Genomic DNA, 16,705 nt, shown 5'->3' on the forward strand with positions numbered 1-16,705 from the left:
AATAACACAATGCCTAAATATAGATCAGCAACCACAACACACGGTCGTAATATGGCAGGTGCACGCGCTCTATGGCGCGCAACTGGCGTAAAAGATGAAGACTTCGGCAAGCCTATTATTGCGGTTGTAAACTCATTCACTCAATTTGTTCCGGGTCACGTTCATCTGAAAGATCTCGGACAACTCGTTGCGTCTGAGATTGAGCAAGCCGGCGGTATTGCTAAAGAATTCAACACCATTGCTGTCGATGACGGTATCGCGATGGGTCACGGAGGAATGCTTTACTCGCTTCCATCTCGTGAACTGATTGCCGATTCAGTCGAGTATATGGTCAATGCCCACTGTGCCGATGCCATGGTTTGTATCTCAAACTGCGATAAGATCACCCCAGGGATGCTAATGGCGTCGATGCGCCTTAATATTCCGGTGATCTTTGTCTCCGGCGGTCCAATGGAAGCGGGTAAAACCAAACTTTCTGATCAGATCATCAAACTTGATCTGGTTGATGCCATGATCCAAGGCGCCGATCCTAGCGTTTCCGATGAGCAAAGTGAACAAATTGAGCGTTCTGCTTGCCCTACTTGTGGTTCTTGCTCCGGCATGTTTACCGCTAACTCAATGAACTGTCTGACAGAGGCACTCGGTCTTTCTCAACCTGGTAATGGTTCGCTACTCGCCACACACGCCGATCGCGAAGTACTGTTTAAAAATGCCGGTAAGCGCGTGGTTGAACTGACCAAGCGTTACTATGAGCAAGATGACGAGTCGGCTCTACCTCGTAACATTGCAACAAAACAGGCATTTGAGAACGCCATGGCGCTCGATATCGCGATGGGCGGTTCAACTAATACTGTTCTGCACCTTATCGCCGCGGCTCAAGAGGGCAACATTGATTTTGATATGCAAGATATCGATCAGATGTCTCGTAGAGTGCCAAACCTATGTAAGGTTGCGCCATCAACGCAGAAATATCACATGGAAGATGTGCACCGCGCAGGCGGGGTTATTGGTATCCTTGGTGAACTGGATCGTGCGGGTCTACTTAACAACCAAACAAAGACTGTGCTTGGTTTAACAATGGAAGAACAGTTAGCTCAGTACGACATCAAGCTAACCGATTCTGAAGAGGTAAAACGTTTCTACCGTGCAGGTCCTGCGGGTATTCGTACCACGCAAGCATTTTCTCAAGACTGCCGCTGGGACACCCTTGATGATGACCGTGAAAATGGCTGTATCCGCACCAAGGATAATGCCTATAGCCAAGATGGTGGTCTAGCGGTACTTTCTGGCAATATCGCACTGGATGGTTGTATTGTTAAGACTGCGGGTGTTGATGAGAGCATTCTTGTATTTAAAGGTCCTGCGGTTGTCTTTGAGAGCCAAGAAGATGCGGTTGAAGGTATCTTGGGTGGCAAAGTAAAAGCAGGTGATGTCGTTATTATTCGCTACGAAGGTCCAAAAGGCGGTCCGGGCATGCAAGAGATGCTGTACCCAACCACTTACCTTAAATCTATGGGCTTGGGCAAAGAATGCGCCTTGCTAACAGATGGTCGCTTCTCAGGCGGCACATCGGGTTTATCCATTGGTCACGCCTCTCCAGAAGCAGCAAATGGCGGTACTATTGGTTTAGTAAAAGATGGCGATACCATTAGCATCGACATTCCATCAAGAAGCATCACGCTAGAGGTTGCTGAAGCGGAACTGGCGCAACGTCGTGAACAACAAGACAAGCTAGGTTGGAAACCGCTACAACGTGAACGTACCGTTTCTCTTGCGCTTAAAGCCTACGCTAGCATGGCAACCAGTGCAGACAAAGGTGCGGTACGCGATAAAAGTAAGCTCGAGGGATAACGATGAGTGACAACAGTTATCCCACCACTGGCGCAGACTATCTGCGCCAAATATTGCGCGCTCCCGTTTATGAAGTAGCGACGGTAACACCGCTACAGGACATGCCGCGCCTATCTGAAAGAACGGGTAACACCGTTCAATTAAAGCGTGAAGACAGACAGCCGGTTCATTCATTTAAGTTAAGAGGCGCCTATAACATGGTCGCCAATCTAACCGAAGAACAGAAACAAGCTGGGGTTATTGCGGCTTCAGCGGGCAACCACGCTCAAGGTATGGCGCTATCTGGTACTAAATTAGGTATCAATACCACTATCGTTATGCCTAAAACCACACCTGATATCAAAGTCGATGCGGTACGTGGGTTTGGCGGTAAAGTGGTATTGCACGGTTCCAACTTTGATGAGGCGAAAGCAGAAGCTGTGCGTCTCTCTGAAGAACATGGATATACCTTTGTTCCTCCTTTCGATCACCCTTTGGTGATTGCAGGTCAAGGGACTATCGGCATGGAGATGATTCAGCAAAATGGTCACCTCAACTATATCTTTGTGCCTGTAGGCGGCGGCGGTTTAGCGGCGGGTGTAGCGGTTTTAGTGAAGCAACTTATGCCAGAAATCAAGGTCATTGCGGTCGAGCCTGAAGATTCGGCCTGCCTTGGTGCAGCATTAGATGCCAATCAGCCCGTGGCTCTGGATCGAGTCAGTATGTTTGCTGACGGTGTAGCCGTTAAGATTATCGGTAATGAAACCTTCCGTCTTTGCCAGCAATACATAGATGGTCATATTACGGTCTCTAGCGACGAGATCTGCTCCGCGGTAAAAGATATTTTTGAAGATACACGAGCGATTGCTGAACCATCAGGTGCTCTCGCCCTCGCTGGTCTGAAAAAATACGCAGATAAGCACAAGCTACAGGGCTGTCAGCTTGGTACGATTCTCTCGGGTGCCAACACTAACTTCCACGGTCTACGCTACGTCTCTGAGCGCTGTGAGTTAGGTGAAAAACGCGAAGGGTTATTAGCGGTTACCATTCCTGAAAGGCAAGGGGCATTCTTCGAGTTCTGCAATATTATCGGTGGTCGAGCGGTAACAGAGTTTAACTATCGCTATAACGATGACAAACTGGCGAATATCTTTGTTGGTGTTAGGCTTTCTGGCGCTCAAGAGGAACTCGATAGCATCATCAAAGACCTTCGTACCGGCGGATATCCCGTTGTTGACTTATCCGATGATGAAATGGCAAAACTGCACGTGCGCTACATGATTGGCGGTAAACCAGCAAAGCCTCTTACAGAGCGCTTATATAGCTTTGAGTTTCCAGAATACCCTGGCGCTTTGCTTAAATTCTTGAGTACCTTAGGCACCCACTGGAATATCAGCTTATTCAACTATCGAAACCAAGGCGCAGACTATGGTCGTGTGCTGTGTGGGTTTGAACTTGATGATGGTGACTTATCTCAGTTTTCTGCTCACTTAAGGGAGTTAGGTTATCAATGTAAAGATGAAACCGATAACCCCTCTTACAAGTTTTTCCTATCATAAAAAAGCCCCCACCGTTGATACTGTGGGGGCTTTTTTAATGTATTCAGTCGTTATTGTTTCTTAGTTGGGCGCTTCCAATCAGCAACAACACGCTCTTTAGCGCGAGTAATGACTAGAGCATTATCCGCCACATCTCGCGTCACTGTTGTACCTGCCCCCACGGTTGCACCATCAGCAATAGTCACCGGCGCAATAAGTTGACTATCCGATCCAACAAAAACATCATCGCCAATGATGGTTTTAAATTTATTGGCGCCATCGTAGTTGCAAGTAATCGTACCTGCACCAATGTTAGTACGTTTGCCAATTTCAGCATCACCGAGGTAGGTTAGATGGTTCGCTTTTGACCCTTCACCTAAACGAGCATTTTTAACTTCGACAAAGTTGCCCACATGGGAGTCATTACGTAAGTCAGCGCCAGGACGTAAACGAGTAAATGGTCCAACAGTACAGGCTTCACCAACTGTTGCGCCTTCTATAACGCTATAAGGTCGAACCAAGGTATTATCGTCAATTTCACAGTCTTTCAGCACGCTGCCGGCACCAATTTCGACATTATCACCTAGAGTAACACTGCCCTCGATAACAACGTTGACATCAATCTCAACATCTTTACCGCATTGCAAGCAACCCCTCAAGTCAAAACGGTTTGGATCTCGAAGCATTACCCCCTGAGCCAGCAGTTTCTCTGCTTGTGCTAACTGGAAAGCGCGCTCAAGTTTGGCTAATTGCACGCGGTCATTCACACCTTCAACCTCAATTGGGCTATCTGGATGCACCGCTTCAATACGACGCCCGTCATTATGAGCCGCAGCAATTACATCGGTCAGGTAGTATTCACCTTGAGCATTGTCATTACTTAGACCTGATAACCAACGACGAAGATCTCCACCCGTTGCAACCATCACACCGGTGTTAATTTCTTTGATCGCTTTTTGCGCTTCACTGGCGTCTTTCTGCTCGACAATCGCCACAACCGCATCGTTCTCTCGTACGATACGTCCGTAACCTGTAGGGTTATCTAGAACAACCGTTAGTAGACCAATGCCGCCCTCAGGTTGAGCATCAAGCAAACGTTCAATGGTCTGCTCGGAAATCAGTGGTACATCCCCATACAGAACCAACACTTTTTCATCATCTGCAAATTGGTCAGACGCCTGATCAACCGCGTGGCCTGTGCCGAGTTGCTCAGCTTGGAGAACCCAATTGACTTTCTCTTGCTCAAGCGTTGCCTGCATCAAATCTCCACCGTGACCGTAAACCAGATGAAGATTTTGTGCCCCTAAGCTTTCACAGGTATCGATGACATGTTTCACCATCGGTTTACCCGCTAATGTATGAAGTACTTTTGGGGTATTGGAATACATGCGGGTGCCTTTACCCGCAGCAAGAATCACTGCACTAAATTTCATGAGATTAACCATCTACTTGTTTTGATTTGCTGTCTGACGAGTTACAACATGTGAAATAGAATATTTTCACATCCTTTAATGTGCATATTATTACAGAAAAGGCGACCCTTAGGTCGCCTTTTATCGCAGTCAATCACGCTTTATGCGAAATTAACGACGTTTTTTTGTCAGCTCAATTACTCGTAGCTGAGCAATGGCTTTAGCCAGTTCACTGGCCGCTTGCGCGAAGTCCATGTCGCCATGCTGATTCTGAATATTCTCCTCAGCTTTGCGTTTGGCTTCTTCTGCCTTAGCTGCGTCAAGCTCTTCACCACGAATCGCGGTATCAGCCAGCACAGTCGCTGTGCCAGGCTGAACTTCGACAATACCACCAGAGACATAAATGAACTCTTCGTGGCCGTGCTGTTTAACGATACGCACCATACCAGGCTTAATAGCGGTCAGCAGCGGTGTATGACCATGGAAAATACCAAGCTCACCTTCGCTACCGGTCACCTGAAACGTCTCAACACGACCTGAGAAAAGCTTTTTCTCAGCGCTTACCACGTCTAGGTGAAAGGTTATTGCTGCCATATCGCCTCCTATTTAGCCTTATAGCTTCTTCGCATTCTCGATAGCATCGTCGATAGTACCGCAGTACATAAACGCTTGCTCTGGAATGTCATCGTAGTCACCAGCTAGTAGACCTTTGAAGCCACGTAGAGTCTCTTTAAGAGATACGTAGATACCAGGGGCACCAGTAAATACTTCAGCAACGTGATAAGGCTGAGTTAGGAAACGTTCAACTTTACGAGCACGAGATACGACCTGCTTATCTTCTTCAGATAGTTCGTCCATACCAAGGATCGCAATGATGTCTTTCAGCTCTTTATAGCGCTGCAGCGTTTGCTGAACACCACGAGCAACGTCGTAATGCTCTTGACCAACCACTAGTGGATCAAGCATACGAGATGTTGAATCTAGTGGGTCAATCGCTGGGTATAGACCCATCGCTGCGATGTTACGGCTAAGTACAACCGTTGCATCCAAGTGCGCAAATGTTGTTGCTGGAGACGGGTCGGTCAAGTCATCCGCTGGCACGTATACCGCCTGTACAGACGTGATAGAACCCGTTCTAGTTGACGTAATACGCTCCTGAAGCACACCCATCTCTTCTGCAAGAGTCGGCTGGTAACCTACCGCAGATGGCATACGACCTAGTAGTGCCGACACCTCTGTACCTGCAAGGGTATAACGGTAGATGTTATCAATGAACAGAAGAACGTCACGACCATCGTCACGGAATTTTTCTGCCATTGTTAGACCAGTCAAAGCAACACGTAGACGGTTGCCCGGTGGCTCGTTCATCTGACCATAAACCATTGCTACTTTTGATTCTTCAGGTTTCTCAACGTTTACAACGCCGGCTTCCTGCATCTCAAAGTAGAAATCGTTACCTTCACGAGTACGCTCACCAACACCAGCAAATACTGATAGGCCAGAGTGTTGTAATGCGATGTTGTTGATAAGTTCCATCATGTTGACGGTCTTACCTACACCTGCACCACCGAATAGACCGATCTTACCACCCTTAGCGAATGGACAAATCAAGTCGATTACTTTTACACCCGTTTCTAGAAGTGCCGTCTCATTTGATTGCTCTTCATAGCTTGGCGCTTCACGGTGGATAGCGTAGTGCTCTTCAGCACCAACGTCACCGCATTCGTCAATCGCATCACCAAGAACGTTCATGATACGACCAAGGGTCTTAGTACCAACGGGTACTGAGATTGGCGCGCCTGTGTTTTCTACTGTTACGCCACGACGTAAACCATCAGAGCTACCCATTACGATACAACGAACTACGCCACCGCCTAGCTGTTGTTGAACCTCAAGAACAAGACGCTCTTTTGATTCAGATACGTTTAGAGCGTCATATACTCTTGGTACATCACTCTGTGGGAACTCCACGTCGACTACCGCACCGATGATCTGTACGATCTTACCTGTAGCCATCGTTAATCCTCTAATCTATTTCGTTTTACCTAAGCTTAAACCGCAGCTGCGCCGCTCACGATTTCCGTTAGTTCTTGTGTAATCGCCGCTTGTCGCGCCTTGTTATACACAAGCTCTAAATCGTCAATCAAGTTCGTCGCGTTATCTGTTGCCGCCTTCATCGCAATCATTCGAGCCGCTTGCTCACAAGCAAGGTTTTCAACCACGCCCTGATACACTTGTGATTCGATATAACGAAGCAATAGTGCATCTAATAGTGGTTTTGGCTCTGGCTCATAAATGTAGCCCCATGAATGCTCACGCTGCATTTCTTCGCTGTCAGATTTAGGCAGAGGTAGCAATTGATCGATCGTTGGTTCCTGAACCATAGTGTTCACAAAGTGGTTATACACTACGTACAGGCGATCCAATTCGCCTTCGTCATATTTCTTCAGCATTACGCCAACCGTACCGATCAGGTCTTCTAGACTTGGCTCATCACCAAGACCCGACACCTGTGCCGCTACTTTAGCACCGCTATTGTTAAAGAAAGCCGTTGCTTTTGAGCCAATCACTGCCAGCTCAACTTCTGCGCCCTTCTCTTTCCAATCTTTCATCTCTAAAACGGATTTTTTGAACAAGTTAATGTTCAAGCCACCACAGAGACCACGGTCTGTCGAAATAATAACGTAACCAACACGCTTGGCTTCGCGCTCTTCTAGGTACGGATGTTGGTACTCTAGGTTTGCGCTTGCCAAATGACCGATCACTTTACGCATAGTTTCCGCGTATGGACGAGAAGCTTCACGTGCATCTTGACTACGACGCATTTTTGAAGCTGCTACCATTTCCATCGCTTTCGTAATTTTTTGAGTGCTTTTAACACTACCAATTTTATTACGTATATCTTTTGCGCCGGCCATCGTTACTCTCCATAAGTGGTGACCATAAGGTCACCCACCAATTACCAAGTCTGAGTTGCTTTGAAATCGTCGGTCAGTGTCTTAAGCTGAGCTTCGATATCGTCGTTGTAAGCACCCGTTGCGTTGATCTCTTTTGCAAGATCAGCATATTGACTATGAGCATACGATAGTAGAGACGCTTCAAAATCTAGAATCTTGTTGATTTCAACATCATCTAGATAGCCGCGCTCAACAGCAAAGATCACTAGCGCTTGGTCAAATACAGACATAGGAGCATATTGTTTCTGCTTCATCAGTTCTGTTACTTTTTGACCGTGGCTAAGCTGACGCTTAGTTGCTTCATCAAGATCAGATGAGAACTGTGCGAATGCCGCTAGTTCACGGTAAGCCGCTAGTGCAGTACGAATACCACCGGATAGCTTCTTAATGATCTTAGTCTGTGCTGCACCACCTACACGAGAAACTGAGATACCTGGGTCAACGGCTGGGCGAACACCCGCGTTGAAGGCTTCAGATTGTAGGAAGATCTGACCATCGGTAATCGAGATTACGTTCGTCGGTACGAATGCAGATACGTCACCCGCTTGAGTTTCAATGATAGGTAGCGCAGTCAAAGAACCGGTTTTACCTTTCACTTCACCATTAGTGAAACGCTCTACATACTCTTCGTTTACACGAGCAGCACGCTCAAGTAGACGTGAGTGTAAGTAGAATACGTCACCTGGGAATGCCTCACGGCCTGGTGGACGTTTTAGAAGTAGAGAGATCTGACGGTAAGCTACCGCTTGCTTAGATAGATCATCATAAACAATCAGAGCGTCTTCACCGCGGTCACGGAAGTACTCACCCATTGCACAACCCGCATAAGGCGCTAGGTATTGTAGTGCAGCAGATTCAGATGCAGAGGCAACCACAACGATAGTGTTTGCTAGTGCACCGTGTTCTTCCAGTTTACGCACAACGTTTGCGATAGTAGAAGCCTTCTGGCCAATCGCTACGTAGATAGAGAAGATACCAGAATCTTTCTGGTTGATGATTGCATCAATCGCCATCGCGGTTTTACCGATCTGACGGTCACCGATGATAAGTTCACGCTGACCACGACCGATTGGGATCATTGAGTCAACAGACTTATAACCCGTTTGTACTGGCTGATCGACCGATTTACGATCGATTACACCAGGTGCAATCACTTCTACTGGTGAAGTAAGCTTAGCTTCAATTGGACCTTTACCATCAATTGGCTCACCCAGTGTGTTAACAACACGACCAAGCATTTCTGGACCAACTGGTACCTCAAGAATACGACCAGTACCTGTTACTTTCATGCCTTCCTTAAGGTCAGCATATGGGCCCATTACAACCGCACCAACCGAGTCACGCTCAAGGTTAAGTGCTAGTGCATAGTGGCCACCCGGTAATTCAATCATTTCACCTTGCATCACGTCCGCTAGGCCGTGAATGCGAATGATACCATCGCTTACCGATACGATAGTACCTTCATTACGAGCTTCACTTACAACTTCGAAAGATTCGATACGTTGTTTGATCAGATCGCTAATTTCTGTGGAATTAAGTTGCATGCTCCAATCCCCATCAAGACTGTAATGCATCACCCAGGCGGTTCAAACGACCACGCGCTGAGTTATCAATTACAAGATCTCCGGCTCGAATAATAACCCCACCAAGTAGGGTCTCATCTACACTGCAATTCAGCTTAACTTTGCGTTCTAAACGCTTCTCAAGTTTGTTGCCGATCTCAGTCAGTTGCTCTTGCGTTAGCTCGGTCGCAGAAATAATATCCACGTCCACTTGTTTCTCATGCTCTTTTTTAAGCATTAAAAACTCAGCCAGTACCGCAGGTAGAGCCACCAAACGACCGTTTTCAGCCATCACTTTTACCAAGTTTTGACCAAACTCATCAAACTGTTCACCACCAACAGCAATGAAAACTTCAGCGATTCTATTTGCTGAAACTGAACCTGAAATCAAGTCCGCCATTTCTGTATTTTTAGTGATTTCAGCGGCAAAAATCAGCATATCAACCCATTGGTCTAATGCATTCTTTTCGACCGCAAAGTCAAATGCTGCTTTAGCATAGGGGCGTGCAATTGTTGTCAATTCAGACATATTTATCGCCCCTCGCGTTAAAGTTTCGCAGTAATATTGTCGAGAATATCTTTCTGTGCATCTTTATCGATACTACGTTCCAGAATCTTCTCAGCACCAGCTAAAGCCAGAGTTGCAACTTGTTTGCGCAGTTCATCGCGGGCACGGTTGCGTTCCGCTTCAATTTCCGCTTCAGCTTGCGCAAGGATTTTTTGACGTTCAGTCAAAGCTTCCTCACGAGCTTCATCGATAATTTGTGCTTTACGCTTGTTTGCCTGCTCAATGACCTCAGTTGCAGTGCGCTTCGCTTCTTTCAGTTGATCAGAAGCGTTGGCTTGCGCTAGATCCAAGTTTTTTGCAGCACGCTCAGCGGCTACAAGGCCGTCAGCAATTTTCTTCTGACGTTCTTCGATTGCGTTCATTAGTGGTGGCCATACATATTTCATGCAGAACCAGACAAATGCAGCAAACGAGAGTGCTTGACCTAGCAGAGTTGCGTTCATATTCACAACAGCTACCCCTCTAACATTTCATTGATGAGCTAAAATTAATCAGATGACAGATTCGAAACCTGTCGAAATACAAGCTGATTAACCTAGCTGACCAACGAATGGGTTCGCGAATGTGAATAGCAGTGCGATTACAACACCGATCATAGGAACCGCATCAAGTAGACCAGCGATGATGAACATCTTAACTTGAAGCATAGGAGCCATTTCAGGTTGACGAGCTGCGCCTTCAAGGAATTTACCACCTAGAAGACCAAAACCGATCGCCGTACCAAATGCAGCCATACCGATCATGATACCTACGGCGATTGCAGAAAAGCTCAGTAAAGTTTCCATTACTATCTCCAATTTATAGTTGTTGGCTTAAATATGCCTGAATAAAAAAGCGTTATAATAATTAATGATCGCCATCTTCATGAGCCATTGATAGGTAAACTATCGTTAGCATCATAAATACGAAGGCTTGAATCGTAATTACTAGAATATGGAATATTGCCCACGGTAGCGAGCCCATCCACTGTAAATACCATGGCAGCATTGCCGCACAAAGAATAAATACGACTTCCCCTGCAAACATGTTACCGAACAGACGCATACCTAGAGAAAGTGGCTTTGATAGCAAAGACACAACTTCAATCAGCATGTTGAAAGGTATCAGTAACGGTGTGTTGAATGGGTGAAGAGTCAACTCTTTTGTGAAACCAACTAGACCTTTCACTTTGATGCTGTAGTAGATCATCAGAGCGAAAACACCTAGCGCCATAGCCATGGTGATATTGACATCAGCAGAAGGAACCACTTTCAAGTAAGGGATACCCATCTGCTCTGCTGGATAAGGTAAGAAATCGATTGGAACTAAGTCCATCAAGTTCATTAAAAATACCCAACAGAAGATAGTTAGTGCTAAAGGCGCGATCAATGCATTGCGGCCATGGAAAGTCTCTTTGACGTTGTCATCGACAAATTCCACGATCATTTCAACAAAACATTGTAGCTTGCCCGGCACACCAGCTGTTGCTTTCTTAGCAACTGAGCGGAATATTCCAATGAATATAAAACCAGTTAGCAAAGAAAAAAACAGGCTATCGATATGTACGTTCCAGAAACTGGTCTCTTCCACTAAACCTAGACTTCCTAACGAAAGATTGGTCAAGTGGTGAGAGATGTATCCGGCCGATGTTAGCGCTTCACCTGGCGCAGCCATAACTCATCCTATTTTTTGTTGTTGACGAATATTACTGGTGCCATAAGGTTACTTAAGACGGCCAGTAAAAAAGTGAGATTCAAGGGAACAACTTCCACCTGAATATACATGTAGGCTAGTGAAATTAGTGTGGCTGTAATGAGGAGTTTCAGTGCCGCTCCGGTATAGAAAGAAGCCGCTACTTTTTTGGCAGCGCGCGCTCCACTAAACAGAAAAGCACATAAAGCGAAAACTGCATTAGCGATAACAAAACTACCACCGCCAATCAGTGCCGAAATTCCCCACTCAGCATTTACAACCACTGTCATTCCAACAGCTACTAATGTAACAACACTGACTTGAATCAGTAACAATCGCTTTGCGAGCTCTCGTCCTGGTTTAGTTAGCACTGCTACCATGTATTCTTACCTTTAATCTAAATTAGCTGCGTAGATAGATTATTTCTGCGCAGCCGCAAAAAATTATACGATGACGTAAATTTATTGCAATTAAACCATACAAAAAGTTTCTTTTTGTTTACAAAAATGCAACCTAGGTTGAAGATTGCTATTTCTGATAATTGATCTAAATCAATTATCACATTTTAATTCTCTAGCTTAGCAATAAGTTGTTCTAATTTGTGAGGTTCATCAATACTAATTGTTACTTTTGCTTTGCCGTTGCTATTTCTAACCAGAGAAACTTTCGCCCCCAGTTTAGAACTTAATCTATCCGAAATTTCTTTTGCGTCACTGTCTTCTGATACATTTTTGTCAGAAGAGTTCGGTTTTAGGCACTTTTTAACCAATTCTTCCGTTTGACGAACCGTCATCTGCTTTTTGGCGACTGTCTCAGCGATCTCACACTGGACTTCACCTTCGAGAGCAAGTAGTGCCCTAGCATGACCCATTTCCAGTTTTTTGTCTGCAACAAGACTCTTTACGTCATTTTCCAGCTGATTAAGACGTAATAAGTTACTTACCGAGGTTCTGGATTTACCTATAACATCGGCAATTTGCTGGTGAGTCAGTTCAAAATCATTTTGCAAACGCTCAAGCGCTTGCGCCTCTTCAATAGCATTAAGATCTTCACGCTGAATGTTTTCAATCAACGCCATAGCTACCGCTGCGCGATCTTGAACGTCTTTAATAAGGCACGGTACTTGTTTTAAACCGGCTTGCCTTGCTGCACGCCAACGTCTCTCACCAGCAATAATTTCATACTGATCGTGACTGACTCGTCTTACGACAATAGGCTGGATAATACCCTGAGACTGTATGGAAGCAGCAAGTTCTTCAAGCGCTTCTGGTGCCATATCTTTACGCGGCTGATAAATACCAGGGCGTAAGGTACTGATAGATAACTCTTGTAAGTCACCATTGGCAGACATTGATTGACTTTGAGTGGCTATTTGCTGTTTTTCTCTAGCTAGTGAACTAGTTGACAGCAAGGCATCTAGTCCTTTTCCTAAACCACGTTTAGACATTGAATCGCATTTCCTTCAGAGCATTAAGCCAAAACTTCTTCGCGTCGAAGCATCTCACCAGCTAAGGCTAAATAGGCTTTAGCACCGACTGAATATTTGTCGTAGTACATAGCGGGTTTACCATGGCTTGGAGCTTCTGCGAGACGGACATTCCGAGGGATAACGGTTCTGTAAACTTTGTCACCGAAGTGCTTTTTAAGCTGATCTGAGACTTCGTTTGATAAACGATTTCGAGGATCGTACATGGTTCGTAATAAACCCTCGATTTTTAGATTCTCATTCACTACCGCAGCCAATTTACTGATTGTGTCCATCAAAGCCGTCAGGCCTTCTAAAGCAAAATACTCACATTGCATTGGAACCAGAACAGAGTCTGCAGCTGCCATCGCATTGATTGTAAGTAGATTTAGTGCCGGAGGACAATCTATAAAGATGAAATCATAGTTATCACGAATTGGGGTAAGTGCATGTTTTAGTCGCACTTCTCTCGCGAATACTTCCATCAATTTGATTTCAGCAGCGGTGACATCACCATTTGCTGCAATCAAGTCATAATGACCTGAAGTGTCTGTACACACTACCTGTTCAAAAGGCAGTTCATCAACCAGCAAATCGTAAGCGGTTGTTTCGACTTGATACTTATCGACACCACTTGCCATGGTTGCGTTGCCTTGAGGGTCAAGGTCTATAACGAGCACCTTGCGCTTTGTTGCAGCCATGGAAGCCGCTAAATTGATGCATGTCGTTGTTTTACCAACGCCACCTTTTTGGTTCGCTATAGCGACTATTTTTCCCACAACAACCTCTCCGTTATCCCTTGTCGGATAAGATTACAAGATGACGCTCGCCTTCCAACTCAGGAACTTTCAAAGGTTTGATATCGATCACAGAACACCACTCAGGTAGTTCGTCAATTTCAAATTCATGTCGCTGTCCTTTGAGAGCGTAGAAACGTCCAGTTCCAGCTTTTGGCAAATGTTTACACCAAGATACCATATCATTCATTGAGGCAAACGCACGACTTAATACACCATCAAAGCCATCTTCAAGTGCAAACTCTTCAACTCGCGACTGTACCGGAACCACGTTGGTAATTTTAAGTTCGTGTATCACTTGTTTAATGAACCGGATGCGCTTGCCTAAGCTGTCTAACAGATAAAACTGACACTCCGGCTTCATGATAGCAAGTGGTATACCAGGTAATCCTGGTCCAGTACCGACATCAATGAACAACTCACCATCCAAGTGTTCACCGACCACAATACTATCCAAGATATGCTTTACTAACATCGCTTGAGGATCACGAACCGACGTCAGATTGTAAGCTTTGTTCCATTTATCCAACAATTGCACATAACCAACAAGTTGGTCACGCTGGCGTTCAGAAACCTCTAAGGAGGTCTCTGAAAGTAATACATCTAATTGGGTTCTTAAGTGACTCACGCCGCCTCACCTTTCTTTAACATGCCATGTTTTTTTAAATAAACCAGCAGTATCGAGATCGCTGCAGGCGTAATACCTGAAATTCTTGAAGCGATACCAATCGTCTCCGGTTTTGCTTCCGTCAATTTTGCAATGACCTCGTTTGATAATCCTTTGACATCACTGTAATCAATGTCGGTTGGCAGCTGAGTATTTTCATGACGCATAGATTTAGCGATTTCGTCTTGCTGTCTTAGAATATACCCTTCGTATTTGACCTGAATTTCTACTTGCTCTGCGGCTTGCTTATCGTCAATAGCAGGAGCAAATGCATCAAGCGACGTTAACTGGTCATAAGACAACTCTGGGCGACGCAAAAGATCTTCACCACTCGCTTCGCGAGAAATCGGCGTTTTAAGCAGCGTATTAAGATCATCGACACCCGTCGACTTTGGATTGATCCAGGTCTCTTTTAATCGCTGACGCTCGCTAGCCATGTTTTCCATTTTTTCGTTAAATCTCGCCCAACGCTGATCATCAACAAGACCGAGCTCACGCCCTTTCTCTGTTAAACGGATATCTGCGTTGTCTTCACGAAGCAACAAGCGATATTCGGCTCGAGAGGTAAACATGCGATACGGTTCTTTGGTCCCCATGGTTGATAAATCGTCAATGAGTACGCCCATATAAGCTTGATCTCGACGTGGGCTCCAGCCCTCTTTGCCTTGAGAATACAAACTTGCATTTAGACCCGCCATCAAGCCCTGCGCTGCTGCTTCTTCATAGCCTGTTGTACCGTTAATTTGACCGGCAAAGAACAGACCAGAAATAAATTTGGTTTCGTAAGTTTGCTTCAAGTCGCGAGGATCAAAGAAATCATACTCGATGGCATATCCCGGTCTGACAATGTGTGCATTTTCAAAGCCTTTCATTGAACGAACAATGTCCACTTGCACATCGAATGGCAAACTGGTTGATATGCCGTTCGGATATAGCTCGTGAGTCGTCAATCCTTCGGGTTCAATAAAGATCTGATGGCTATTCTTGTCAGCAAAACGCATCACTTTATCTTCGATAGATGGACAATATCGTGGACCAATCCCCTCGATCACACCAGCATACATTGGGCTTCGATCTAAGTTATTGCGAATGACCTCATGGGTACGATCATTAGTATGAGTAATAAAACATGGGATCTGAGTGGGATGCTGCTCACGTTTACCTAAAAACGAAAACACTGGTGTTGGATTATCACCATGTTGAACTTCCAACACAGAAAAATCGACGCTTCTTGCATCAATACGCGGTGGTGTACCGGTTTTTAAACGGTCAACCCTGAATGGCAACTCACGTAGACGATGAGCTAGAGCAATCGATGGTTGATCTCCCATGCGACCACCAGAAGAGCTTTCCATACCAATATGGATTTTACCACCTAAGAAAGTCCCCACCGTTAAAACAACCGCCGTCGATCGGAACTTAAGTCCCATCTCTGTCACGACACCACAGACACGATCATTTTCAACGATCAAGTCATCAACGGATTGTTGGAACAGCGTCAAATTAGGCGTGTTTTCCAATGCTTGTCTTACATACGCTTTGTATAACGCACGATCAGCTTGGGCTCGAGTGGCTCGAACCGCAGGTCCTTTCGATGCGTTTAATGTCCGAAATTGAATACCAGCATGATCAATAGCCTGAGCCATTAAACCACCGAGTGCATCCACTTCTTTAACCAAATGACCTTTACCAATACCACCAATGGCAGGGTTGCAAGACATCTGACCTAAAGTGTCAATGTTATGAGTTAACAATAAAGTTTTTTGCCCTGTGCGAGCAGATGCGAGTGCGGCTTCCGTTCCTGCATGTCCGCCACCGACGATGATGACATCAAATGTTTCGTGATAAAGCATGAACCGACCTCAGTATTCAATCGACAAAAAAGATAAGTAAAAGGAGACGTATTCTACCGCTTTTCTTTTTGGGAGAAAAACGGTTTTAACAAATTTCGGATCAACAAATTATTTAATATAAATATATAGATCTATATATGATCTTTTTATTAGATCTATTATTAGGATCCCATGATCGTGTGGATAAGTGGAAAATGATCAATAAAACCATGGATCTTTTTTAGATCCATTCTTGTGATCTACCCATGATCTAATCCGGTATTTCCTGGGATCAAAATGCCACTTTATCCACAAGGGGTGGGGGGGGAAAAGTTATTCTTTGGATAAATATAGGTTTTTCACCGAAAAGATCATGTTTTATCCACAGTGTGATCGGTTGATAATT

General features: G+C 45.2%; 16 protein-coding genes. 2 read left to right on the forward strand and 14 right to left on the reverse strand.

Annotated elements, in window-relative coordinates; genetic code table 11:
• Positions 1-9 precede the first annotated feature (9 nt).
• Positions 10-1,851, forward strand: coding sequence for a dihydroxy-acid dehydratase (ilvD, locus tag L9Q39_RS00340; RefSeq protein WP_237483190.1), 1,842 nt, complete (start codon positions 10-12; stop codon positions 1,849-1,851).
• A gap of 2 nt (positions 1,852-1,853) precedes the next feature.
• Positions 1,854-3,389 carry a threonine ammonia-lyase, biosynthetic gene (gene ilvA, locus L9Q39_RS00345; protein ID WP_237483191.1) on the forward strand — a complete coding sequence of 512 codons (1,536 nt, stop codon included), beginning with the start codon at positions 1,854-1,856 and terminating at the stop codon, positions 3,387-3,389.
• A gap of 50 nt (positions 3,390-3,439) precedes the next feature.
• On the opposite strand, the gene glmU is transcribed toward ilvA, so the two are convergent.
• The 14 genes from glmU to mnmG form a co-directional block, all read right to left on the reverse strand.
• A complete protein-coding gene (gene glmU, locus L9Q39_RS00350; RefSeq protein WP_237483192.1) occupies positions 3,440-4,801 on the reverse strand; it encodes a bifunctional UDP-N-acetylglucosamine diphosphorylase/glucosamine-1-phosphate N-acetyltransferase GlmU in 1,362 nt (453 codons plus the stop codon).
• A gap of 150 nt (positions 4,802-4,951) precedes the next feature.
• Positions 4,952-5,374, reverse strand: coding sequence for a F0F1 ATP synthase subunit epsilon (locus tag L9Q39_RS00355; RefSeq protein WP_237483193.1), 423 nt, complete (start codon positions 5,372-5,374; stop codon positions 4,952-4,954).
• An 18-nt stretch (positions 5,375-5,392) separates the two neighbouring features.
• The gene (atpD, locus tag L9Q39_RS00360; RefSeq protein WP_237483194.1) at positions 5,393-6,796 is read right to left on the reverse strand and encodes a F0F1 ATP synthase subunit beta; all 1,404 of its coding nucleotides are present in this window, start codon (positions 6,794-6,796) and stop codon (positions 5,393-5,395) included.
• A gap of 35 nt (positions 6,797-6,831) precedes the next feature.
• The gene (atpG, locus tag L9Q39_RS00365) at positions 6,832-7,698 is read right to left on the reverse strand and encodes a F0F1 ATP synthase subunit gamma (RefSeq protein WP_237483195.1); all 867 of its coding nucleotides are present in this window, start codon (positions 7,696-7,698) and stop codon (positions 6,832-6,834) included.
• A gap of 41 nt (positions 7,699-7,739) precedes the next feature.
• Positions 7,740-9,281, reverse strand: coding sequence for a F0F1 ATP synthase subunit alpha (gene atpA / locus L9Q39_RS00370; RefSeq protein WP_237483196.1), 1,542 nt, complete (start codon positions 9,279-9,281; stop codon positions 7,740-7,742).
• Between the two features lie 13 nt (positions 9,282-9,294).
• Positions 9,295-9,828, reverse strand: a complete 534-nt coding sequence (gene atpH / locus L9Q39_RS00375) for a F0F1 ATP synthase subunit delta (protein ID WP_237483197.1) — start codon at positions 9,826-9,828, stop codon at positions 9,295-9,297.
• Between the two features lie 17 nt (positions 9,829-9,845).
• Entirely contained in the window at positions 9,846-10,316 is a 471-nt protein-coding gene (gene atpF, locus L9Q39_RS00380) for a F0F1 ATP synthase subunit B (protein WP_237483198.1), read from the reverse strand.
• 81 nt (positions 10,317-10,397) lie between these two features.
• Positions 10,398-10,652: a F0F1 ATP synthase subunit C gene (gene atpE, locus L9Q39_RS00385; protein WP_102470019.1), complete on the reverse strand. Its 255-nt coding sequence runs from the start codon at positions 10,650-10,652 to the stop codon at positions 10,398-10,400.
• 61 nt (positions 10,653-10,713) lie between these two features.
• Positions 10,714-11,520, reverse strand: a complete 807-nt coding sequence (atpB, locus tag L9Q39_RS00390; RefSeq protein ID WP_237483199.1) for a F0F1 ATP synthase subunit A — start codon at positions 11,518-11,520, stop codon at positions 10,714-10,716.
• 8 nt (positions 11,521-11,528) lie between these two features.
• Complete coding sequence (locus L9Q39_RS00395) at positions 11,529-11,918, reverse strand: F0F1 ATP synthase subunit I (protein ID WP_237483200.1); 390 nt, start codon at positions 11,916-11,918, stop codon at positions 11,529-11,531.
• Between the two features lie 185 nt (positions 11,919-12,103).
• The gene (locus L9Q39_RS00400) at positions 12,104-12,985 is read right to left on the reverse strand and encodes a ParB/RepB/Spo0J family partition protein (protein WP_237483201.1); all 882 of its coding nucleotides are present in this window, start codon (positions 12,983-12,985) and stop codon (positions 12,104-12,106) included.
• Positions 12,986-13,008: 23 nt separating this feature from the next.
• The gene (locus tag L9Q39_RS00405; RefSeq protein ID WP_237483202.1) at positions 13,009-13,782 is read right to left on the reverse strand and encodes a ParA family protein; all 774 of its coding nucleotides are present in this window, start codon (positions 13,780-13,782) and stop codon (positions 13,009-13,011) included.
• A gap of 13 nt (positions 13,783-13,795) precedes the next feature.
• A complete protein-coding gene (rsmG, locus tag L9Q39_RS00410; protein ID WP_237483203.1) occupies positions 13,796-14,428 on the reverse strand; it encodes a 16S rRNA (guanine(527)-N(7))-methyltransferase RsmG in 633 nt (210 codons plus the stop codon).
• Positions 14,425-16,320, reverse strand: a complete 1,896-nt coding sequence (gene mnmG / locus L9Q39_RS00415) for a tRNA uridine-5-carboxymethylaminomethyl(34) synthesis enzyme MnmG (protein ID WP_237483204.1) — start codon at positions 16,318-16,320, stop codon at positions 14,425-14,427. Before mnmG ends, rsmG begins: the two co-directional genes overlap by 4 nt.
• Positions 16,321-16,705 lie beyond the last annotated feature (385 nt).

Source organism: Vibrio hippocampi (genome assembly GCF_921292975.1).
GTDB lineage: Bacteria > Pseudomonadota > Gammaproteobacteria > Enterobacterales > Vibrionaceae > Vibrio > Vibrio hippocampi.